The sequence below is a fragment of the Chitinophaga sp. genome, from assembly GCF_035538455.1.
GTDB lineage: Bacteria > Bacteroidota > Bacteroidia > Chitinophagales > Chitinophagaceae > Chitinophaga.
On sequence record NZ_DATLKJ010000113.1, the window covers coordinates 40,064 to 63,513 of the forward strand.

Below are 23,450 nucleotides of genomic sequence, written 5' to 3' on the forward strand. Positions count from 1 at the left end.
GCTTTCGCAACGCCTCCGATTAAAACTAAACAATCACTCTCTAGTCAAACAAAAATCAAATCCTCATCTCCCCACATCACCATCATCAGAACAATCACAAAAATCACAGTCACAGTTTACCCTGCACATCATGTTCAGGAATAGCCTGGTAGTTCTCCTTCATCTTCCGCAATTTCTCTTTGCCATAAGCCAGCCTGGTGATCACCACATACAATACCGGCACAATGAATATCGCCAGGAAGGTAGCAGTGAACATCCCTCCAAGGACAGTCCAGCCCATCGTTTTACGGGCTTCCGCACCGGCGCCGGATGACAGCACCAGCGGCATGATACCCAACAGGAAGGCCAGCGATGTCATGATAATAGGACGCAGACGCAGCTTGGCTGCTTCCACAGCGGCAGTCACAAGATCCATTCCCCGGTCTACACGCTCTTTCGCAAATTCCACAATCAGGATGGCGTTCTTGGCCGACAGACCAATCAACGTAATCAGACCGATCTGCGCATATACGTTGTTGCTCAGTTTAGGCAGGAAGGTGAGTACCGTAATAGCGCCAAATGCGCCGATGGGAACTGCCAGCAGTACGGAGAATGGTACAGACCAGCTCTCGTACAATGCCGCCAGGAACAGGAACACGAAAATGATGGATAACGTGAATATATACACGGTTTTGGAACCGGACAGGATCTCTTCGCGGCTGAGACCGGAGAACTCATATCCATAACCTTCCGGCAGCACCTGCGCCGCTACTTCTTTCAGTGCATTGATGGCATCGCCGCTACTGTAACCCGGTGCAGGGTTACCATTGATTTCCGCAGAGCGGAACAGGTTATAGTGAGAAATCACCGGCGCATTCTCTATCACCTTGTATGAAGTAAGCGCGCTCACCGGCACCATATTACCAACCGAGTTACGCACAAATATCTGGCTCAGGTTTTTGATATCCCCACGATAGGAGGAATCCGCCTGCGTCACCACACGGAAGTTACGGCCGTAGATGGTGAAGTCGTTGATATAAGCGCTACCCATGTATGTTTGCAGGGCTGTGGCAATATCAGAGATCTTCACACCCATCTTCTTCGCTTTCTCGCGGTCTATATCCAGCTGATAGCCGGGAGTACGTGCCGTAAAGAAGGAGAATGCCTTACCTATTTCAGGGCGTTTATTGACCTCGCCCAGGAATTTCTGTAATACACCTTCAAAGGCTTTAATCTCGCCGCTTCCACGCTGTTGCAATACAAAGGAGAAACCAGCCGTCTGACCAAGACCAGGAATGGCCGGCGGCGGAATTACCACCACATTGGCTTCCTTATACTTGCTCAGCTTCTTCTGCACAGCGGCCACCATGCCGAAGATCTGGAGGGAATCCGGCTTGCGCTCATCCCACGGATCAAGTGAACAGAAGATGGTAGCGCTGTTGGATTTTGTAGAAAAGTTCACCGCATTCAAACCACCCAGTGCCGCATAGTGCCTGATACCAGGCAGGCTGTCGAGGTCCTTCATCATACGCTGCATCACCGCCACTGTACGCTCTGTGGATGCAGATTCTGCCAGGTCGAAGGTGATGATCAGACGGCCTTCATCCTCCGTAGGAATAAAGCCCGTAGGCTTAGCCTTGAATAACATCACCGTACCTACGAAAATGCAGAGCAGCAGGATAATGGCATAACGCCCGAAGCGGATGCTCTTCTTCACCCCAATAGTATAACGGGAAGTAGTATGCCCGAACCAGCGGTTGAATTTGTAGAAGAATTTATTGAGCCCTTTTGAATCCTTATCCAGGTGCATAGGTTTCAGCAGAAGGATACACAGCGCCGGTGTGAGCGACAACGCCACAAATGCGGAGATCATCGCAGAGATAGCGATGGTGATCGCAAACTGCTGATACAGGCGGCCTACGATACCAGGAATGAATCCTACCGGAACAAACACCGCAGCGAGAATCAGCGCAATCGCGATCACAGGTCCGGAGATCTCCTTCATAGCCTGTATAGTAGCCTCTTTCGGCGACATCTTCTCATGGTCTATATTATGCTGCACTGCTTCCACCACCACAATGGCATCGTCCACCACAATACCGATAGCCAGCACGAAACCGAACAGTGTAAGGGTATTGATGGTGAAACCCAGTGGTATGAAGAAGATAAAGGTAGCAATGATAGATACCGGGATAGCGAGGATAGGAATGATAGTAGCACGCCAGCTCTGGAGGAAGAGGAACACTACGATCACCACCAGTATCAGGGCTTCTACGAGCGTGTGCACCACTTCTTCAATGGATACCTTCACAACAGATACTGACTCAAATGGCACTACGTAATCCACATCGTTGGGGAACTGTTTTTTCAGCTGCTCCATGGCGGCCGTAACGTTGGCTGCTGTTTCCAGTGCGTTGCTGCCTGGCGCCTGATAGATCAGGAGATAGGCAGCGCGTTTACCATCCACATAGTTGTTACCTGCGTAGTTGAATTTACCCAACTGTATGCGGGCCACATCTTTCAGGTATACCAGCGAACCATCTGCCGGACGTGTTTTCACAATGATATTGCCAAACTCCTCCGGAGTGGTAAGACGTCCTTTGGTGAAGATGTTGTATTCAAATGTTTGTCCGGTTGGTTGCGGTGGCGCACCTACAGAACCCGCCGTGATCTGGGCGTTCTGCTCTGCGAGCGCAGCACGGATATCTTCGGCGGTAACACCCATTTCTGCAAGCTTATCCGGCTTCAGCCAGATACGCATACTGAAATCATCCGCACGGGTAAAAATATCACCCACGCCTTTGGCGCGCAACAGCGCATCTTTCACATATACGTTGGTGTAGTTGTCGAGGAATGTAATATCATGTGTACCCTTTGGTGAGTATAACGCTACGAGCATAAGAATACTCGGGTTACGTTTCCTGACAGTGAGGCCCAGACGCTGTACTTCCTGCGGCAGTGTGGGTTGCGCAATACCAACGCGGTTCTGCACATCCAGTGCTGCAATGTTGATATCGGTGCCCACTTCAAAATTCACCGTCATACTCATCTGGCCACTGCTGGTATTGTTGGTGTTGATATAGGTCATACCGGGCGTACCGTTTACCTGCACTTCCACAGGTGTGGCCACCGTTTGTTCAACGGTTTGTGCATCGGCGCCTGTATAGTTACCGGTAACTTGTACAGTGGGCGGGGATATTTCAGGATACTGCCCTACCGGCAGGTTCATCATAGCCAAAATGCCCACCAATACCAGCACAATAGATATCACTATTGCGGTTACGGGCCTCCGTATAAAAGTATCTGCAATCATGATTTTCTGCTGTTGATTCTTACTAATAAACTATTTCTTCCCCGCTCCGGCTTTTGCATCTCCTGCGGCAGGCGGCATGCCGAGCTGGATCTTACCACCATCGCGCAGACGCTGCAAGCCTTCTGTGATCACTTTATCACCGGCCTGTATGCCGTCCATGATCACAATCCTGTCGCCCAGCTTGGGACCCAGGTGCACTTTAACCTGGTTGGCAACAGTATCCTTTGCAACAAACACAAAGAACTCACCCATCTGTTCAGTAATGGCTTTGTACGGGATGATCAGCCTGTCGCCGGATTGCTGGTTCAGCACCTGTAACACGCAGCTCATACCATCTTTCAGTTTATCGTCAGGGTTGGTAAATTCGATCCTTACTTTAATGGTACCGGTCTGGTTATCCACACCACGGTCTATAGCCAGTAGCTTACCAGGATGTGGATAAGCAATACCATTGGGCAACAGCAGGCGGAATGTGGAATCAGCAGCACCAGGTGCTTTATCCTGCAACTCCGCAAAGCGGGAGATGTCTGATTCATTCACCACAAAATCCACAGCAATGGGGTTTTCGCTGGAAATGGTGTTCAGCAGTGTAGTACCAGGACTTACCTGCGCGCCCAGCCTTACCTGTGAGATACCAATACGGCCGGTGAATGGCGCTTTGATAAGAGAATAATCGAGGTCTGTGCGTACAGAGGCCAGTGTGGCTTCTGCTGCTGCAAGCTGGCTGCGGGTAGTTTCCAGCGCCGCTTCTGCATTATCGAGTATCTGACGTGCTACCGCATCCTGTTCCGCAAGACGGCGATAACGGTCATCATCTTTTCTGGCCTTGTTGTAATTGGCGCGCGCGCTGGCAATATTAGCTTCTGCCTGGCGATAGGCCGCTTCGTATTTGCGGCGGTCTATTTCATACAGGGGCTTGCCTTTCTGTACTACCTCACCTTCCTTAAAGAAAATAGCGGTAATAAATCCGGGCACCTGTGAGCGAAGCTCTACGTTGTTCAGCGCCGTCACTGTAGCCGGATACTTGTCGTAATAAACGGCAGATGCAACCGCAGCTTCCGTAACATTTACCGGTGTTGGGGGCATCACAGGCGCGCCTTTGGGGCCTGGCCCCTTGCAGGCAGTAAAGCCGAGCATTCCGGCAGCGCTGATTAAGACAATGTGGTTCATTTTTTTCATATCCGATCCGGTTACCATTTAATAATTAGCTGTTAAGGTTCCTAATGCTTTTTGCAGATCAATCCTGCTGGACAATACCTGGTACATGGCGTTGTAATAGCTCAGCTGTGCGGTGCGCAGCTCCGTTTCGGAGATGAGCACATCGAGGTATGTCTTTATCCCTTCCTTATACTGCAGCTGCAGCATGTTATATACATCCTGCGCCATCTGTACGTTATCCTTTAAGGTATAGTAGTCGTTCAGGTTACTTTTATAGGCAGCCATAGCCTGGCTATACTGTGCGCTGATCTGGTTTCTGAGCGCCGCAAAGTCCCACTGGGAACGGTCCAGCCGTAACTGCGCCATTTTGATGTTGTGCACCCGCTTGCCTCCCTGAAAAATAGGGATTGATAGCTTCAGCCCCATTAACGAGTTAGGGTAATCCGCATTATACAGCTTGGAGAACTCATTGTTCTGCCAGGCGAAGGAATAGTTCGCAAATGCAGATACAGTAGGCAGATAACTCCACTTATTGTATTGCAGATCTGCTTTGAGTAACCGCTGTTGGGTCTCGAGCAACTGGTACTCGATCCTGTTCTTGTAATCGGCTGCCAGCGTGGTGTCTGCACTGTTTGCCTGGCTGGCCATCTTTGCCGTGTCGTATGCAATCGGTACATCGCCCACGCTGGTGGGGTATCCCATCAGCTGCTTGAGATAGGCCTGCTTGGCCGCGAGCAGTTCGCGTGCCGATTTCTGCTGTGCCTTCGCATTGTTGAGCGAAATGGTGGCCCGCTTGTAGTCAATCTTGTCTACTACACCGCTCTGGTACTGATTGTAGGCGTCTTTCAGACTGCGCTCCGTGCGGATGATATCTTCATCCAGCACATCAATCTGTTGTTTGGTGAGCAGCACATCATAGAATGCCTTGCTTACATCGGCTACCACATCTACCTGATTACGCATGGTGTTCTGATGGCTCTGTTTTCGTACATCCTTTGATGTGTTGGAAGCGAGTAGCAGGTCTCTGGTAAAGATGTTCTGGTTAAGCCCGAAAGTGGCTGCAGAGGTATTTTTCACACCTACTTTGGTAGGATTACCACCGAAAACTGAAGTTGGCAACTCGAAATAGTGCTGCAGGTTATAGTCCAGCCCTATCTGCGGATACCAGTCGGCCAGCTTACTCTTCACTGTTCTGTCTGTAATGGCTTCATCGATACCCGACTGCTTCAGTAACGGCTGATGGGTTAATGCATACCGGACGCAATCCTCCAGGGTAGCACTGGTTAACACGGAATCTGTGGCTTGCTGTGCAAATAGCTGTGGGGAAAATAACATCCCACACGACACAGCTAACAGGTAAAATGCTCTTTTCATAAAAGGCTTTTGACATTCAATTCATCTTTGTACCAATCAAAAGAACACAACATCATTAACACAGCTATTATGCTGTATAATGACAGTTAGTATGCTCCATATGTAAAATCATTCTCAATGCACAGCCAGACATTTCGTATAGCCATACAAGATTGCTGCTTTTGCAGTAAAACAGGTAGGTTGATAGCGTTGCTTATTCTTATTCAACAGGCGGCGGTTACACACGGAAGCTGGTCACACAGGCGGTTTGCTTCCTTTTGAACATAAGCGTTTCCAACAATTTAGAAGTAGGTAGCAGTAACAGTCTTCTCTGTTACTTAGGTAAAAATAACGAGGCGCTAAGATAATATTTATCAAAACAAAAATCCACCCATATGGGTGGATTTTAACAAATACTTGGAAAATGAATCCGGTCATCCTTTATTACGACCGCTGAAAATATGTTTCTCTGCGTGATAGGAAGATCTCACTAACGGACCCGCCTCTACGTAGTCGAGCCCCATGTTGTATCCTATTTCGCGCAGCTCTGCAAATTCATCAGGATGTACAAAGCGCACTACCGGCAGATGCTTGGGGGTAGGCTGCAGATACTGGCCCAGTGTTACCACATCACAGCCATTGTCATACAGATCCTGCATAGCCTGGATCACTTCTTCCTTGGTTTCGCCGAGGCCCAGCATAATACCGCTTTTAGTGCGCATGCCACCTTCTTTGAGCCGGCGGATCACTTCCAGGCTGCGGTGATATTTAGCCTGTATCCTCACCTGCTTGGTTAAACGCTCTACGGTTTCAAGGTTATGGGAAACAATTTCCGGTGCTACATCGATGATGCGCTGGAGGTTTTCCCACTGGCCACGGAAATCGGGGATCAGCGTTTCCATCGTCGTACCTGGGTTCAGCGCCCTTACGGCATTGATGGTATTGGCCCAGATGATGGAACCGCCATCTTTCAGCTCGTCCCTGTCAACGGAAGTGATAACGGCATGCTTCACTTTCATGAGGTAGATCGCCTCCGCCACGCGCTGTGGCTCATCGTGATCTACTGGTTCCGGACGGCCGGTAGCTACAGCACAAAAGCCGCAACTGCGGGTACAGATATTCCCCAGGATCATGAAGGTGGCCGTTCCAGCTCCCCAGCACTCTCCCATATTGGGGCAGTTACCGCTTTCACAGATGGTATGTAATTTATGGGTATCTACGAGGTTCCTAACCTGTTTGTAGTTCTCTCCTATCGGCAGTTTAACGCGCAGCCAGTCAGGCTTCTTAACTCTTGTGGTGGCTGGTTCGGCCGCTATTACGGGTAATTCTTGCATCGCTTACTCCTTTCTTTAAAGGAACAAAGTTAAGGTTTATCTTCTATTCCATCGCTTCCCGAATTGGATGCCGACATATGCATTAAAAAACAACTGTTTATTGTTTTCTGTGACCATAATAGGCACTTTTTTAGTGTACATTTCCGCATTCACACCAATTTCCAGCGCGCTTACCACTTCATTGAAGTGAGCCCAGTCGAAACGCATACCAAGTTTGGCGTGCAGGCCGGGGATCACACTCAGCTCACTCCAGCCTTTACCGAAGCCTCCGGCGCCATAAATACGGTCTGCCTGCAGGAAATTACCTTCATCATTGGGATTATACTTAATGGTTTCCACCTGGTCGCCGGTTTTGCTGCGAACAGTAAGGTAATAAGGCTTTAACAGCCCGATAGACACACCTCCGTAATAGATAGCAGACACCTCCACCCCATTCTTATTGGCCTTGCCCCCGATCAGGTAACGCTGGCCGATACCTAGTTTCACCGGGTAAAAGTTATTCTGTTTCCCAAAGATGTACGGGCGCTCAGTAAAAGAGTAGCCAGTACCGCCACCAGGGCGTTTGTCTTCCTTATGGTTCCTTTTCTCAGAAACTTCCAGCTGGAAATAGTTCACTATCTTCCTGTTCTTGCGGTAGCCCAGTTCCGCAAAGCCTGTCCAGCCGTCTGTATTCAGGCGGGCGCCGGCAGAAAATTCACGCTCAAACACATTCTCACCCTCTTCCTGTTCACGCAGGATAGCGATCTTTTTCAGCTTACGCTGCTCTTTCTCTGCTCTTTTAGATTGCTTAGTGGAAGTAGTGGAAGTATTGGCCGTTTGCGCGTACAAACCGCTGGAGATGGTAACCAGAAACAGGACTAAGTATATTTTTTTCACAGTGATGGGCTATTATTATAATAAATAAACGCTTGAATAAAGGTATTGTTATGTTAATATTACAAACGTACCTAATTTTTTTTGAGTTTGCCAGCGCTTTCACCGCACATGTCAACTTATACTAAAAATACATTTATTTTACGGTTTGTTAGTCCCGCTTAACAATTACAAAGACATTAAAAATAATATATCATGCAAACAGCAGAAATCATTTACAACGGCGAACTCAGAACTACAGCCACACACGTTAAATCCGGCACCGTGATAGAAACCGATGCGCCTGTTGATAACAACGGTAAAGGCGAACGCTTCTCTCCCACCGACCTCGTAGCTTCCGCTCTTGGCAGCTGCATGCTCACTATCATGGGCATCAAGGCAAGAGACAACAACTGGAACATCGATGGTACCAAAGTAAGCATCCTGAAGATCATGGGCACAGAACCCCGCCGTATCACCGGAATAAACGTGGTATTCGATTTTCCTGCAGGCCACAACCTGGATGAAAAAGCAAAAACTATTCTCGAAAGAGCCGCACATGCCTGCCCCGTTGCAAAAAGCATTCACCCGGATATCGTACAGGATGTGACGTTTAACTGGTGAGCTTATGTATTTATTTATGTGGTTATGTAGTTATTTAAAATGCAGCCGGGATCATCATTTATTATCTATCCTGGATAAAACAAAACAAACATAATCTCCGCTGCATTTTAAATAACTACATAACCACATAAATAAATAACTACATGCTCAATATCTTCAATCCCACCGCGCAATGCAGGCATCTTCTGGCATCACAGTAGTATTGTTTTAATTGCAGCATCGCCTGCGACTCCAAAGCGTTTTCCTGTTTTATCCCGGCGTTTTCCCATGCTTTTATGATGGTATTGTTTTCCGGAGGTAATTGCTCCAGGAAGTGAAGCGCCTGTTGCTGATAATACCGCGACTGCTTTTCCCGTCCGTAGAGGAAGAGTAATGGCAATACCGTGTTGATCAGTATGCTGTGTACGGCCTGTTTGCCAGGGCGGCTGGTCCGCTGTACCGGCTGCCCGAAACGGTAATGAGTGCGCCAATACGGTGATGGTTGTATGAAAAACAGTTGCTCCAGGGCCACCAGGTCTTTCGCTTCAAGGATACAGGAAAACAACCGCGATGGTTGTCCCATCAGGGCGGCAAAGGCAGCAATCCGCATAGAAGGGAATGCGGAGGGACGTACCCGCAGCCAGTTCCAGGCATGCGGCGCTAAAGGTAGCAGCTGGTATTTGCGTTTCAGGTAAACATATTCCTGCTGTAACTGTAACGCATATACGTCGCTTCCAGGATCCTCCAGAAAGCCCGCCTGGCCAAACAACAACGCCTCCAGCACCAGTGGCTCGTGCCGGTACCGCAGCAGCACATGGTAAGGCAATACCTGCGCCAGCTGCAACATCGGCGATCCATTCACGGGCATGCCGTAGCTCTGTGCTACCGCCCAGTAACACACCTCTTCCCAGTTGTAGCGGTTACAGATAAGCCAGGCCTGCAGCCCGCCCATCTTGCGCTCCCAGCGTTCCGCCAGCAGCCTTTCCTTCCAGGCAAGCCAGGTAAGATGCGGAACTGCTGCCGCACTGCCGGAACAAGGCACAAAATCAGCCGACTGACGCAACGCCTCATAGCGATGCAACAATATCTTCGGGATATGCGACTGCAACTCAAGACACGGCACGCCCGCCACGTCCCGTCCTGGCATGTCATGAACAAACACTACATGCAGAATGATCCGGTCATATTGGGCATTGCTGTGATGCCCATGCCGGAACCAATCAGACGTACGGAGGTGCAACTCCACCTGCCCGGCCCACAACGTGGCGCCGATCCTGATCTTCGCACCGCCGAAATCCGGCCCGCCATGATGATTAAGTATTCCCGGATAAATGATCTGTACCGGCTCACCGGTGGTTGTAAAGAGATGATCCTGCCGGAACAGGCGACATTTCCAGATTTGCTGGAATAGCTCTTCTGAGAGCTGTGGGTTAACAAACATATGATATGTTGGGATTTTGGGATTGCTGAATTGCGTAATCTGTAATTTAAAAATTTCATCGCAATAAAAACATCCCCCGCCAGCGTCTTCCTCAGAATATTTCATCTCAAAAGAACCAAAACCAAAAAAAATTTCCTTCCGATTTGGAAATTTGCCTGAACCTCCGTTACCTTTGCACCCAGTTCTTACACATCACTTATCCAGAAAGGCGGAGGGACTTGGCCCTGCGATGCCTTAGCAACCTTTCCAGATCAGCAGATCAGGAAAAAGGTGCTAATTCCTGCCCACGCTTAGCGTGGGAAAGATAAGTTGGCAGAGATAATTCTTACCTGTACAATATTTGAGAGAGCTCTTCCAACAAGGAGGAGCTTTTTTTATGCCCGCTCCCATTCTACTTCCTGGATTTTTGGTTGTTTAAGTAAATTTTTAATGATAAAGTTGCAGGGATAAACCGCACTTTCCATATCATTAAAAAATAATTTAATAACATGAAGACAGCTACACAACTGATTCACAGCATTCCGGTAGATGAACTGACAGGCGCCATTTCCGTACCTATCTATCAGACATCCACCTTCGTGCAGGAATCGCCGGGCATCAATAAAGGATTTGAATTTTCGCGGGCCAACAATCCCACGCGGAAAGTGCTGGAAGAGCTGATCTGCAGCCTGGAAGAGGGTTACGCAGGGTTCGCCTTTGCCAGTGGCATGTCTGCTATTGATGCGGTATTGAAGCTGTTGAAAAGCGGCGACGAAATCATGGCCGTGGAAGATACCTATGGCGGCATCTTCCAGATCTTCAACCACATGTTTGAGCGTTTCGGCATCAAAGTGAATTTTGTTGATACCAGTAACACCGATAAAGTGCTGGCTGCCATCACGCCCAACACAAAGATCATCTGGCTGGAATCTCCCACCAATCCTACATTGCGCATCTCTGATATCAAATCTATCAGCAAGATCGCCAAACAACATAATATCCTGCTGGCAGTAGACAATACTTTCAGCACCCCCCTGCTGCAACAGCCACTCACACTAGGCGCAGATATTGTGATCCACAGCGCATCCAAATATCTCTCCGGCCATTGTGATGTGATCGCCGGCCTGGTAGTAGTGAATTCCAAGCCACTCGCAGATCAGATACGCTATAACCAGAACATCTCTGGCAGCATCCTCAGCCCGTTTGACGCATGGCTCACCATCCGCGGTATAGAAACACTGTATCTACGGCTGGAAAAGCAATGCAGCAATGCCGGCGCCATCGCTACCTGGCTCGCCGCGCATCCAGCGGTGGACAAGGTCTTCTATCCTGGTCTGGCTACACATAAAAATCATCACATCGCCCGTAAACAACAAAAGAATTACGGCGCACTCGTAAGCTTTTCCCTCAAAAGCGATAATATCAAAAACGCTATCCGCATCGTAAATGCCACCAAGTTATTTAAGCTCGCGGAAAGCTTCGGCGGCGTGAAAAGCATGCTGGCCCACCCGGCCACTATGACACACCGCACCATACCAGAAGACTTCCGGCGAAAAACAGGCCTGCAGGACTCCTGCATCCGCCTCTCTGTAGGTATCGAAGATGCAGACGACCTCATCAACGATCTGAAACAGGCGCTGGATAAACTCAATCATCCCGCAGGGAAACAGATTACAGTATTACAATAAAAGCGGTCAGCCGATAGCTGACATCTATTAAAGCAATATGGAAAATAAGATCATCAATTTAGGCATCTTCGGATTCGGCGTCGTTGGACAAGGACTGTACGAAGTTTTGAACAGAACAAAAGGTATTAATGCACGTATCAAAAAGATATGTATTAAAGACCCCAACAAGACAAGACCCATTGACAGCAGCTACTTCACTACTGATAAAAATGAGATCCTCGAAGATCCTACAATTGATGTGGTTGTGGAGCTGATCAACGATACAGAGGCAGCTTTTGAAATTGTAAGCACCGCGCTCCGCAATGGAAAAGCCGTAGTGAGCGCCAGCAAACGCATGATCGCAGAAAACCTGCCCGCCCTCTACCAGCTGCAGGCAGCCAATAAAGTGCCGTTCCTCTACGAAGCATCCAGCTGCGCCAGCATTCCCATCATCCGCAACCTCGAGGAATACTACGACAATGACCTGCTCAATGCCGTAGAAGGCATCTGCAATGGTTCCACCAACTATATCCTCACCAAAATATTTGAAGAGAATCTCAGCTTCGAAACTGCCCTCGAACAGGCACAGGAACTGGGCTTCGCAGAAACCGACCCTACGCTCGACATCGAAGGATATGATCCCAAATTCAAGATCGTAATCCTGCTGCTCCACGCATTCGGCACCTTCGTGAAACCCGAAGAGATCTTTAACTTCGGTATCCATCACCTCAATGATTTCGATATACAGTTCGCCAAACAACGTAACTCTACTATCAAACTCATTGCACAATGCCGCAGGCAGAACGGAAACGTCTTCTCCTACGTATTACCACACCTGATTAAAGAGCATAACCTGCTCTACGATGTATACAATGAATACAATGGCATCCTGCTGGAAAGTGCCTTCACAGACAAACAATTCTTTGTGGGCAAAGGTGCAGGTGGCACCGCTACCGGCAGCGCCGTATTGTCAGACATCTCTGCGCTGCTCTATAACTACCGCTATGAGTACAAAAAGATCAAGCAGAATAATCAACCATCATTCACCAATGATGTTAAACTGAAAGTATATCTCCGCTATAGAACGCCCGACCAGGTAGATCTTACAGAGTTCTTCAGCATCACTGAAAAATATGAATCGGCTGTATGGCGCTATGTGGTAGGAACTATTAACCTGGAAAAACTCAAAGAAGCCGGTTGGTTGAAAAATAAAGATGTAAACCTGCTGGTATTAGAATAATAATCATAAGCAAAAACCAACCTCAACACTTTTGCGTATTACAACGCAACCAACCATCAACGGCGCAGTTCCCTGCGCCGTCACTATTTTTATCAGCCCATCAGCTTATTCTTCATCAGGTCCATAAACCCGCTCTTGTAGGTTTCTCCCAACATAATATCCGCCTTTATGTTCTTAAGCGTAATCACATTGCCCTCTACGGCTATAATCTTGTTCACTGCCACAATAAAAGATTTATGTACACGGAAAAAATGTTTCTTAGGTAACCTTTCCTCCAGGTCTTTCATGTTCAGCAAAGCCATTGTTCGCTGCCCGGCATGATTGATAGCCACATAGTTCTTCATGCCTTCGATGTAGTCAATTTCCTTCAGGTTGATCTTCAGCATTTTCCCTTTAGACTCTGTTTTTACGAAAATGTAATCATCATCGATAGAATCCTGCTGTGCCGTAGGCGCAGCAGGTACCGCCTGTGCAGTCAGGTTCATCACGCGCTGTATGGCTTTGAAGAAACGAGGCATGGGAATAGGTTTCAGCAGGTAATCCACTACTTCCATTTCAAAACCTTCAGCTGCAAACTCGCTGTAGGCGGTGGTCATAATCACCTTGCATTTCCCATTGATGGTTTTGGCTACATCCATGCCTGACATCTCCGGCATCTGTATATCCAGGAATACCAGGTCAATCTTCTGCATGTTCACGATCTGTAATGCTTCTACAGGGTTGGTAGTGGTTTTCACCAGGTTCAGGAAGGGGATCTGGGCAATATAGTGGGTCAATACATCTATTGCATGCTGCTCGTCGTCTACTACAAGGCAATTGATCATAAGTGGTAGCTTTAAATATTACGGGTAATCAGTTTAAATGTCTGTAAGAATACGATTTACAGTCGATCCTGAGTGCAATGGAATAAAACTCTTCTTCATCCTTTATTTCCAGGCTGTAATGTTCCTTATAAGTGGACGAAAGCCGCTGAATGATATTGTTGATACCGATACCGTGCGACAATTCCTTAGGACCCGTTTTCTTCTTATTCCGGGTGGAAAAATAAATATAACTTTTATCTTCCCCTACTTCCAGCTCAAACACCAGCGGGTGCTCTTTTTTGGTAAGTTCTCCATGCTTGAAGGCATTCTCCGCCAGCGTGATCAACACCAGTGGTAAGATACGTACAGCTTCCACATCGCCGCGTATATCAAAATGCACATTCAGCCTGTGACTGAACCGCAGTTGGTTGATCCGGATTACATTCTGCAAATGCTCTACTTCCCGGCCCAATAAAACAGTACCGCTGCTGTCTTCTCCGCCTTCCAGCGAGTAACGCATAATATCGCAAAGCGTAAGGATGCCGTCAGACAACTCTTTGGAACAACCCAGCGACTTAGCATAAAAGAAATTGAGGGTATTGTGCAGGAAATGCGGATTGATCTGCGCGCGAAGAAACGCATACTCCGCAGCGAGCTTCCCCTGCTCTGCTGCCAGCTTGTCGATGGCCATGTGGTTCAGCTCCTTTTCATTGAGTAGTGAACGGCGCGCGAAGTAATACCCAAAGGCAAAGAAGGTGTATACCAGGAAAGTATACAACGCCCCCACCAGAAAAGGATACAACCTGAAATGCGGAACCGTCACATGCGGTATCAGCCACGGTGCCAGTATATCGCCGGAAAGGTGATACAACAGCAACAGCACAATATAAAGACCGATTTCCGCAAAGAAAAACTGCAGGTATTTTTTGGGAGAGATGAATTTAAAGAAGACAAAACTACTGGCATAAAACACAAATATGCCGGGCAATTGCGTCAGCAGTCTGTCCAGCGGGTTAATGGGTTCACCGTTTACCAGGAACCTGTTCAACGCACTAATGCCCATGTAAATCATCCATGCACCAATGTGCAGCAGGACAACCTTATACTTTTTAAAAAAACTGATCAAAGCCATTTTACGAATAATTGCATAGCTTCTCCTGCTTTTATTTGCTGAGGGAGCGCTTCTGGTTGTTGTTATAATCTGTAACAGCGGCAGTTCTTACAAATTCCACCCAATCTACAATATTGCCGGGTATTTTAATATTCGGTTGTATGCCGATGTTGTCAATAGGTTCCTCCGGCAACCGGTTAGTTCGTGAAGTAGGATACCTCAGCTTGTAAAAATCACAATCCATGGAAGTGGTTGTTACATCTGCATAGTCCACTGCACCCATACTGTGGCTGCCATATATCTTTACCTTACTGCTCTGTCTGGCTTTCAGCAGGAACAATTCTGCACTGCTGGCACAGTTCTCATTGACGATAACAGATACGCGTGCAGGAGAAGGCATCACCTCCTTCATCACCAGGGTATCATCGCGCCAGAGGTTGTACATACCACCCTGATGGGCTTTCAGCTCTTTCAGTTCATTCCTGAACACGGCTTTCATACTGTCCGAAATATTGGGATAATCAGTAATGGAATAGTATTCCCGTATATTCGCTTCCGTAGCCAACACGGATGCGCCCTTGGTGATGACAGGCCCTGTATAGATGATAGGGAGCAGCGCTTCAAAGCTAAGAACAGACCCTCCCAGGTTGTTACGAAGATCAATGATGAAGTTGCGGGATTTTTTGATAACATCCATATTGGTTTCCACAAGACTGTCGATAATAGGCTTGGCCTGCAACCTGAAACTTGGAATAGCAAGCACACACGTATTGTTATCAAGCACTCTGAAAGTGGGGATAAAATGCGGTGTCATCTCTTCCCATACCTGGCCATTCATCTGCATTTTATTCCATATTCCGCCAATACCCAGGTTCAGCATACGCTTGTTAAGTGCCAGCGTAGCATATTCGCTCCGGTCGTGGTCGCGGTTATTGAAAAAGTACATCAGCTCGTATTTGCCACCGTTCTTTTTGATACGCAGTTTTATCTGGCCCGGCATCCACAGCACACTATCCGCCTTCAGCACAATGCCGGTGAACTCGTCCCTTTTACGGGGGTCTCTCATTACCCCAAGGGTAGTACTCTGTGATTCATCTTCCCACAATCCTTCTACAGAATCCAGTTTCTCCCGGTTCTTCTCCAGGTATTCCAGGAAGCCCTGCATCTTATTAATAGGGGATCTTTCCACACGGGAGAAAATAGTTCTGATACTATCGTGGCTATAGTCGTTGCTTTTGTCTATGCTCAGAGACATGTGCAGGTCTTTGAAAAACCGCAGCCACGCTCTGAGCACGAAAAAGCAATCCTGCCATTCGGCGCGGGCAGCCACCTGTCGCAGGCTATCAGTAAAGTGTGTAAAGGCGACCTTATTTGAGGGAGTTACTTTGTCTCCATAACCTACGTAGTTCTGCTCTACCTTAGCCACCATCGACTGAAAATTGTCTGCACAGGCACAGTGTTGGCAATTTCCGGTAAGCCACAAGCCACATAAGAAAAGTAACATCAGGTATTTCATATCTCTGCTTTTGAATTTAATTGGTTTTGTCGCCTTCTTCGGTAACAGGTAAAACATATGGATTTCAAACAAAATATAGTAAATATATTAAGATGAAAAGTGCTCAGGGCATGGCAACTGCATCATTATGTTGATTTGATGTCACCGTATCGCATTCCGGCCGGGTGGAAGGACTACCGCTATTCGGCTCCATTCGCTGATTTCCACCTACAATTTTGCGCATATCCTCAGGGGTCAGCATCGCAATAACAATCTTTTGCAGTTTCAGTTTGGGTTCGTTGGATTTTACAATAGTCTTTTTCATACGTTACAAGGTTAATGTGGTTGACAATGTGTTTAGTGAAATGCTTCTCGTTTATTTGCTTTACAGGTTTAATCGATCGTGATCGGGTTATTGCTCATCGAATATAACAGTTATTCCGGGGTAAAAGGTTCAGGCCGCCGGGCTGGGGTTGGCAAATACGCCTGTAGGAAAAGTGTCGCACTGGGGCCTTGTAGATTGATCTCCGCGGGGAGTTGCGAGACCGCCACCAACAATATGGTGCATATCTGCAGCGGTTAACAGTACAATAGCAGTTTTCTGGAGATTTAATTTGTTGCTGGGTTTTGTGGTAATCTTTTTCATAAAATAGAGTTTTGTGGTTGAAAAATGCTTTAGAGTTTTTTGTCCCTGTGTTGCCGTCGGTATCAGCAACCTTGATGATGTAAAACTAATCTCTCCACCATCCAGGGTAAAAAACAATACACCAAACCCCATTTTTGAAGTACGAAAACGGAACAACAGAAGGTCTGGTGCAGTATTGTCTACACCAAACCTCCTTTTTGAAGTACAAAACCGGAAACGTTGCAGTACAGGGCGCCAAAGATTACCGAAACGGGACTGCAGGGACTTTCAGTCCCGGGGCCCTGCACTGCAGCGTCTCCGGGGTATTTTTACTGTATGAAACTGAAAAGACGGTGTATAAGCCGCCTGTTGGCTGTTACGATCTTTGCTTCACCGGACAGACCCTTATAGATCTCCGGCTTTTTGTTATACGTAGTGGCTCCATCCCTGTCCAGGCGTACAGCTACTGTAGCGCTATTCTTCCCGTCAGGCAGCGGATTGGAGAATACGGTACCGGTCAGGCTTCCAAATTCAGCGCTGGGATAATTGGCCAGGTCAATGATAACCTGCTGGCCTATACGAATCTTTCCGGAGCCTTCCGCCGGCAATGTAACCGTGGTATAATACTGTTGCTGTGGCGGTATAATGCTCATCAACAGACCTGCTGCAGCCGCCGGTACACCGGCTTCCACGGCCTGCTGCAGCACCACCCTGCCGCCTGCCGCGGCAGTAAGTGTTTCCTTACTGCCCGCCAGGCTGACCAGGGGCTGCCCCTTGTGTATAATATCGCCGTTGTGTACATATATCGTCTGCACCACCGTACCCTGTTGTATAGTAATATCCTGGGGAGGAATCACAGGCAGTACAGTGGCCCGGCCCCTGATCTGATCAGGGTATCTGACAAACACGGCGATGGTGATCATCACCGCGATGGCGCCCAGCAGCAGGATGTTTCCCAGACGCATGATCATAGAGGGCGACGTACCCAGCACTTCATTCATTTCATCGCTTACCAATGAGGATTCTGCTAATAAGATCTGTTCCGGCATTGTGATGGATTTTAATATTGTGAAAATTAACTGCCCAGTTCCAGCTGGTTTTTGACAAGATGGAAATAATATCCCCGCTCGTTGATCAGCTCTTCATGCGTACCCGTTTCGGCCACCTCTCCTTTCTCCAGTACGATGATCTTGTCTGCATTCTTTACAGTACTGAGCCTGTGCGCTATCACCACTACTGTTTTACCTTCGAAGAAACTGTTGAGGTTTTCGATGATCACACGCTCATTCTTTGCATCCAGCGCGCTGGTAGCTTCGTCAAACAGCAGGATCTGCGGATCTTTGTACACGGCGCGTGCAATCAGGACTCGTTGCTTCTGACCGGTGCTCAGCCCTGTACCATTCTGCCCGATGCGGGTATTATAGTTTAGCGGCAGGGTGTTGATATAATCGTGGATGTTTGCCATTCTTGCAGCATGCAGCAACCGGTTCCAGTCGATCGTTTCTTCTCCCACAGCAATGTTATTGGCCACCGTGTCATTGAAAATATACCCCTCCTGCATCACCACACCACACTTACTTCTCCACTGACTGTGGCTCACCGCTTCCAGCGGTGTACGGCCCACAGCGATCTCCCCTTTCTCCGGATCATAGAAGCGCAGCAGCAACTTCAAAAGAGTAGTTTTACCGCTACCGCTGGACCCCACAATAGCAGTCACTTTGCGGTGAGGAATCTGTAGACTCAGGTCCTTCAGAATCATCGGTGATAAAGGTCCGTTATCATATCTGAACGACAGGTTTTTGATGTTGATGTCTCCATCAGGTAACACAGCCGCAGGGTTGTCAATGAACTCCTCTTCATCCTTACGCTTATGTATTTCATTGATGCGACTGATACTGAGCCGCGCATCCTGCCATGACTTCACAAACTCCACCAGCTGGATGATCGGTGCATTAAGCTGCCCTATGATGTAGGAAATAGATAACATAACCCCCAGCGTGATCTCTCCGCTCAATACCAGCTTCGCAGCGAGGAAAGAAATAATGATATTCTTCAGCTCATTGATCAGCGATGCCCCACCCGTCTGTGCCTGACTTACCGATAAGCTCTTCAGGTTTGTTTTGAAAAGTTTTATCTGAAGGTGTTCCCACTGCCATCTTTTCTTTCGCTCTGCATTATGCAGCTTGATCTCCTGCATACCATATATCAGCTCAAGATTCTTCTCATTATTCACCGCCAGCTGGCTAAACCGCTTGTAATCGAGCGTAGCACGCTTCTTCATGAAGAAAGAGATCCAGAAGAAATAGAAGATACTCATGGTGGCGAATACCGCAAATATCAGCGGACTATAGATGATAAGCACCACACTGAAGATGACCAGGTTGATCATGGAAAAGATCACATTCAGTGCACCGGAGGTCAGAAACAGTTCCACCCGCTGATGATCGCTGATGCGTTGCAGAATGTCGCCGGTCATCTTTATATCAAAGTATCCCAGCGGCAGCTTCATCAGCTTACAGAAGAAGTCCGACAGCAGGTTGATGTTAATGCGACTGCTGAGGTGCATCATAATATATCCGCGGATGATCTCCACGCTGGTCTTCCCGGCAAACAGCAGCAGTTGCGCCATCAGCACCATGTAGATAAAGCTGAGATTATGTTGCTGTATCCCCACATCCACTATACTCTGTGTGAGGAACGGAAAGAGTAGTTGCAACAAGCTACCGGCGAACAGCCCCAGTAACAACTGTCCTACCATCCTGCGGTATCTGATCAGATACTTCTGTATAAAACGCAGGCCGGTGGATACATTGCTCTCTGTTTCTTCGGCATCGTGAAACTGTGGCGATACTTCGAGGCTGAGAATAATACCGTGTGACTCTACCACTGCCCAGCCTTTGAGGAATTCCTCACGTGTATAGCTGAGTAGCCCGTGGGCCGGGTCAGAAACGTATACCCTGTCTTTCTTTATTTTATATACCACCACAAAATGCTGCTGGTTCCAGAAGGCAATGCAGGGGAAAGGTGCTTCCTCTACCAGGTCCTCGTAGCTGATACGCGCACCAATAGTACGGAAACCTAACTTCTCAGCTGCCTCGCTGAGGCTTAGCAGGCTGGAACCTGACCTGTTGGTATTACACAGCTTGCGCATGTGTTCCAGGGAGAAATGACGGCCATAATACTTGCTCACGATGCGGAGGCAGGTAGGGCCGCAATCCATCTTATCGTACTGCTTATAATGTGGAAAATTTTTTAACATGGCGATTCGTCTTTAATGCTTATAATTCCGCTACAGCTCTCGCTTTTGCCCGCGCCAGTGACGACTGATAATAACGGGCCAGGAAGTCGTAGATAACCAGTTCCTGTTTTCGTGAATCTGTAATGGCAATCCTGTTGATGATCATATGTATGTAGCTGCTCAGCAGGCCTGTGATGGGTACCTGCAGGCGACCCTGCACATGTAATTCTTTCAGCGCTGCCGCAATGCTTTCAATGCCTGCCGCTCTTTCCTCCAGTACCGTCATCAGCGGATACAGGCCATGCAGGTTATCCTGCTCCCTGTCCAGTATCTGCTCCACCTTCTTCCGGTAGTTCCTGTACTTGGTATCCAGTTGTATCTTGAGTGATTTATCGTGGTTGAATTCAGCGGCAAAGCTATCACGGAGCACCGTCAGCAACTGCAGCTTCTCTGCGGCCTGAAAGGCAAAACTGTCCAGCAGCTCATCTACGGAGCGCAATGCCCACAGCCAGCGTATGTGTTCTCTTTCATCTCCGGCAGTATTGGCCAGCATACCTGTCAGTGCCTTGCTATCATGATAGAAGAACGTTTCTGCATGTTCGATGGTATGACTGCCATAACGCTCCAGCTCACGGTTATAGGTATCCATCTGCATCTTCCAGATATAGCCGGCGTCTTTAAAAGGTAACAGGCTCGCATATATTCTTTCCATCACCAGCTTGATGTATTGTACATCCTTCACGTGAAAGCGTAACCTGATATGGTATTCCGGGTCAGTGTATCGGATAAAGAACCATTTATCGGTATAGCCCGCTGCTTCCAGTTCTTCGCTAAGTGGAGCAATAGCTCTCGACAATATCTTATCGGCAGATTTAACGCCGCAATAAAGTTTGTAATACACCCATTCGCTTCCTGGTATGAAGTGGCGCTGTATGGCAGCCTGGTATTGATCCGCAGGCCTGAGGCTGCGTGTGGCTGCATAAGAGGCGCCCTCTTTCACTAATACTGCTATAAATTGGTTCACATAAGGTTGTCCGGACTCATCGGTCACTAGCCGCTGGTTGTTGATAAACTCGCGCAGTACAAAGTTACTGCGGCCTTTCACAGTATCGAGCCACGCTCTCACCATGGTAACGTTATTAAAGTCCACCAATAGTTCATTGTCGCCATCTGTCAATACAACCTGTACAGGTAGTTTCCATTGTTCCCTGAATGCCGGCAGTGCTGCTGCCAGTGCGGTATCATCCAGTGCGGTAAGGTGTTTTACATCGTCTTGTAGTAACCCCCAGTGCGCCATATGCAGGATCACACCCTTATAAGTTACTCTCGGCAGAAACTCGTATTGTTGTTGCAATCCGCCCCACTGAAACACCAGACCGGGCCTTTTGCCCTGCAGTTGCAGGTCACAGAGGAAACGATATACAGGAAGCGAGTTGTAGGAGTAGTTGTGCGCGCTGCTCAACCGCGTGATGATCTTTTTGTTGAGGCGGCGGGAACGTAACACAATGCGGTTGTTACGGATGGATACATAAATATCCTGTAAGTCTATCTGCTGTTCTTTATCCAGTGATGATTTGGCGAGATAAGGAATTTCGTATCCCCTGAATACGGGATGCAACAGGATGTTGCCGGTACGGCTTTCGGGGAGATGTATCACCTCTGCAAACACCACGTCTGCATTCTTCTCCTGCTCCTGCCTGGTAATGTCACATACCAGCTGGTTCACTTCTTCATCAGCATGTGCAAACCTTCCCAACAGGTTGGCCGCGCTGGACCCGCCTACGCTCTCCAGGAAGATATTATCGTTGCTGTCATCCACCAATCTGAACATCACAGAAAAAGATGGCGGCATATTGTTCCAGTCTGATTTAAAATCAACCAGGTCCGCATCAGTGATCTCAATCTGTTGTCCTCCGGAAACGTATGCTTGTTGCAGCTTTTCATGCAGCATTCTTTCCAGTTTACCCCAGCCGATCTTGGCGTCTTTCGATTTTCCTTTTACAGCAAGATCATCCACAAGTGGCGCGATACGGTTACCGGAATTCTCTACATAACCAATCCCGGTTTCTGTATCCAACACTTCCAGCAATGGCATCTCTTTATCTTCATACCTGTCGTTGAACCGGCGGATAAAAGATTGCAGATTGGCATTAGGCCGCAATGATCCTAACTTGTTCAGTACGTCCAGCACGTCTGTCAGCCTGTTCTGCAGGGAACTGCTTACACCGGCTCCATTTACGTCTTTCACCACATCTGTCTGGAATAACTTGCTTTCATCATAGGTTACTCCCAGTTTGTCGAGCAACGACATGATGTGTCTATAGCGCGCTACATCATTGCCATCTCCGGCATCTATGGCATGCAGCAATTGTTCTGTCTCCCGCAAGGTATACAGGATGGTGCTGATCTCTTCATCTTCGCTGTTGATCCGCTGCAACACCTCTGTGATCTGTTGCAGGAATTCCTTGCCCGTAATGGCCGGTTCCAGTTCGCTTACCAGTACCTGTGCATGAATCAGCTCATCTACAAACAACAACACCTCTTCTTCCGTAATATCATCCTGCACCAGCAACTCGCACAGTTGTGGAATAGTGATGCCGTTATAGGCCGCATTCACCACCTGGTCAAGGTACACGGAAGTACCCGCGGAGCTGATCTGGTGTATACGCCTGCCGTTGGCATAAGTATATTCCACATACCGCAGCTCATCCCCTATCGTATATACGCTACTGTTAGGAAAGTACAACAGCTGCCGTTTAATGGCGGGCATCAGCGCCAGCTTCTGCGATAATGCACAGAGATAGTGCATATCCAGCCGCGTGTGTCTGCTGATACGGCTGTTGCTCACAGTTACAGCGGTGGGACCGTCGTTCCATCCCGTTACTGCACATCCGGAAAAAAGCCCGAAAGGCGTACACCGGCTGTTCATCCGCACATAGTATTTACACAAGGTGCGTGTGAGCTTGTCTATATCCTTCTTAGCGGTAATGCTCCCTTCTTTCCATTTGATACATTCATCATATAGTACAGGAGAAGCAAGATAGAGCGCTTCCAGGAATACCTGGTCGTTAAGCAGCGCGGGAAAATCTATGCCTGCAGCGGCGTCAGAGAGAGGGTATCTGGGTGTTCTCAGAACCAGTCGGTGGTCAAATGCGTATGGAAGATTCATAACAAACAGTTTTTGAGTAAGCGTATATTCAGTGCCATGCATCTACGAATGATCTGTCTGTACAAATATATTTTACTCTTATGCCGGAGA

Annotated in this window: 17 protein-coding genes and 1 riboswitch; of the genes, 3 read left to right on the forward strand and 14 right to left on the reverse strand. The window is 48.0% G+C overall.

Annotation, left to right across the window (positions count from 1 at the left end; translation table 11 throughout):
• Window positions 1-109: 109 nt before the first annotated feature.
• The 5 genes from VM802_RS14035 to VM802_RS14055 all read right to left on the reverse strand — a co-directional run bounded on the left by VM802_RS14035 (window position 110) and on the right by VM802_RS14055 (window position 8,013).
• Window positions 110-3,292: an efflux RND transporter permease subunit gene (locus VM802_RS14035; RefSeq protein ID WP_325531494.1), complete on the reverse strand. Its 3,183-nt coding sequence runs from the start codon at window positions 3,290-3,292 to the stop codon at window positions 110-112.
• A 30-nt stretch (window positions 3,293-3,322) separates the two neighbouring features.
• Entirely contained in the window at window positions 3,323-4,471 is a 1,149-nt protein-coding gene (locus VM802_RS14040) for an efflux RND transporter periplasmic adaptor subunit (protein ID WP_325531496.1), read from the reverse strand.
• Window positions 4,472-4,489: 18 nt separating this feature from the next.
• Complete coding sequence (locus VM802_RS14045; RefSeq protein WP_325531498.1) at window positions 4,490-5,824, reverse strand: TolC family protein; 1,335 nt, start codon at window positions 5,822-5,824, stop codon at window positions 4,490-4,492.
• A gap of 413 nt (window positions 5,825-6,237) precedes the next feature.
• On the reverse strand, window positions 6,238-7,137 hold the full coding sequence (gene lipA / locus VM802_RS14050) for a lipoyl synthase (RefSeq protein WP_325531500.1): 900 nt from the start codon (window positions 7,135-7,137) through the stop codon (window positions 6,238-6,240).
• A 36-nt stretch (window positions 7,138-7,173) separates the two neighbouring features.
• The gene (locus VM802_RS14055) at window positions 7,174-8,013 is read right to left on the reverse strand and encodes a hypothetical protein (RefSeq protein ID WP_325531502.1); all 840 of its coding nucleotides are present in this window, start codon (window positions 8,011-8,013) and stop codon (window positions 7,174-7,176) included.
• Window positions 8,014-8,205: 192 nt separating this feature from the next.
• On the opposite strand from VM802_RS14055, the gene VM802_RS14060 reads away from it, so the two are divergent.
• Window positions 8,206-8,613 carry an OsmC family protein gene (locus VM802_RS14060; RefSeq protein WP_325531504.1) on the forward strand — a complete coding sequence of 136 codons (408 nt, stop codon included), beginning with the start codon at window positions 8,206-8,208 and terminating at the stop codon, window positions 8,611-8,613.
• A 139-nt stretch (window positions 8,614-8,752) separates the two neighbouring features.
• On the opposite strand, the gene VM802_RS14065 is transcribed toward VM802_RS14060, so the two are convergent.
• Complete coding sequence (locus tag VM802_RS14065) at window positions 8,753-10,033, reverse strand: DUF2851 family protein (RefSeq protein ID WP_325531506.1); 1,281 nt, start codon at window positions 10,031-10,033, stop codon at window positions 8,753-8,755.
• A gap of 193 nt (window positions 10,034-10,226) precedes the next feature.
• Window positions 10,227-10,344, forward strand: a riboswitch (SAM riboswitch).
• A 177-nt stretch (window positions 10,345-10,521) separates the two neighbouring features.
• On the opposite strand from VM802_RS14065, the gene VM802_RS14070 reads away from it, so the two are divergent.
• On the forward strand, window positions 10,522-11,700 hold the full coding sequence (locus VM802_RS14070) for a trans-sulfuration enzyme family protein (RefSeq protein ID WP_325531508.1): 1,179 nt from the start codon (window positions 10,522-10,524) through the stop codon (window positions 11,698-11,700).
• A gap of 37 nt (window positions 11,701-11,737) precedes the next feature.
• A complete protein-coding gene (locus VM802_RS14075) occupies window positions 11,738-12,919 on the forward strand; it encodes a homoserine dehydrogenase (RefSeq protein ID WP_325531510.1) in 1,182 nt (393 codons plus the stop codon).
• Window positions 12,920-13,011: 92 nt separating this feature from the next.
• On the opposite strand, the gene VM802_RS14080 is transcribed toward VM802_RS14075, so the two are convergent.
• The 8 genes from VM802_RS14080 to VM802_RS14115 form a co-directional block, all read right to left on the reverse strand.
• Window positions 13,012-13,743, reverse strand: a complete 732-nt coding sequence (locus VM802_RS14080; RefSeq protein WP_325531512.1) for a LytR/AlgR family response regulator transcription factor — start codon at window positions 13,741-13,743, stop codon at window positions 13,012-13,014.
• 28 nt (window positions 13,744-13,771) lie between these two features.
• Window positions 13,772-14,854, reverse strand: coding sequence for a sensor histidine kinase (locus VM802_RS14085; RefSeq protein WP_325531514.1), 1,083 nt, complete (start codon window positions 14,852-14,854; stop codon window positions 13,772-13,774).
• 31 nt (window positions 14,855-14,885) lie between these two features.
• Window positions 14,886-16,349: a S41 family peptidase gene (locus VM802_RS14090; protein ID WP_325531516.1), complete on the reverse strand. Its 1,464-nt coding sequence runs from the start codon at window positions 16,347-16,349 to the stop codon at window positions 14,886-14,888.
• 103 nt (window positions 16,350-16,452) lie between these two features.
• Entirely contained in the window at window positions 16,453-16,653 is a 201-nt protein-coding gene (locus tag VM802_RS14095; RefSeq protein ID WP_325531518.1) for a class I lanthipeptide, read from the reverse strand.
• Window positions 16,654-16,782: 129 nt separating this feature from the next.
• Window positions 16,783-16,974, reverse strand: coding sequence for a class I lanthipeptide (locus VM802_RS14100; protein WP_325531520.1), 192 nt, complete (start codon window positions 16,972-16,974; stop codon window positions 16,783-16,785).
• A 308-nt stretch (window positions 16,975-17,282) separates the two neighbouring features.
• Window positions 17,283-18,002 (reverse strand): HlyD family secretion protein, encoded by a 720-nt coding sequence (locus VM802_RS14105; RefSeq protein WP_325531522.1) that lies wholly within the window; start codon window positions 18,000-18,002, stop codon window positions 17,283-17,285.
• A gap of 26 nt (window positions 18,003-18,028) precedes the next feature.
• Window positions 18,029-20,212, reverse strand: coding sequence for a peptidase domain-containing ABC transporter (locus VM802_RS14110; protein ID WP_325531524.1), 2,184 nt, complete (start codon window positions 20,210-20,212; stop codon window positions 18,029-18,031).
• A gap of 19 nt (window positions 20,213-20,231) precedes the next feature.
• Entirely contained in the window at window positions 20,232-23,360 is a 3,129-nt protein-coding gene (locus VM802_RS14115) for a lantibiotic dehydratase (protein WP_325531525.1), read from the reverse strand.
• Window positions 23,361-23,450: the final 90 nt, after the last annotated feature.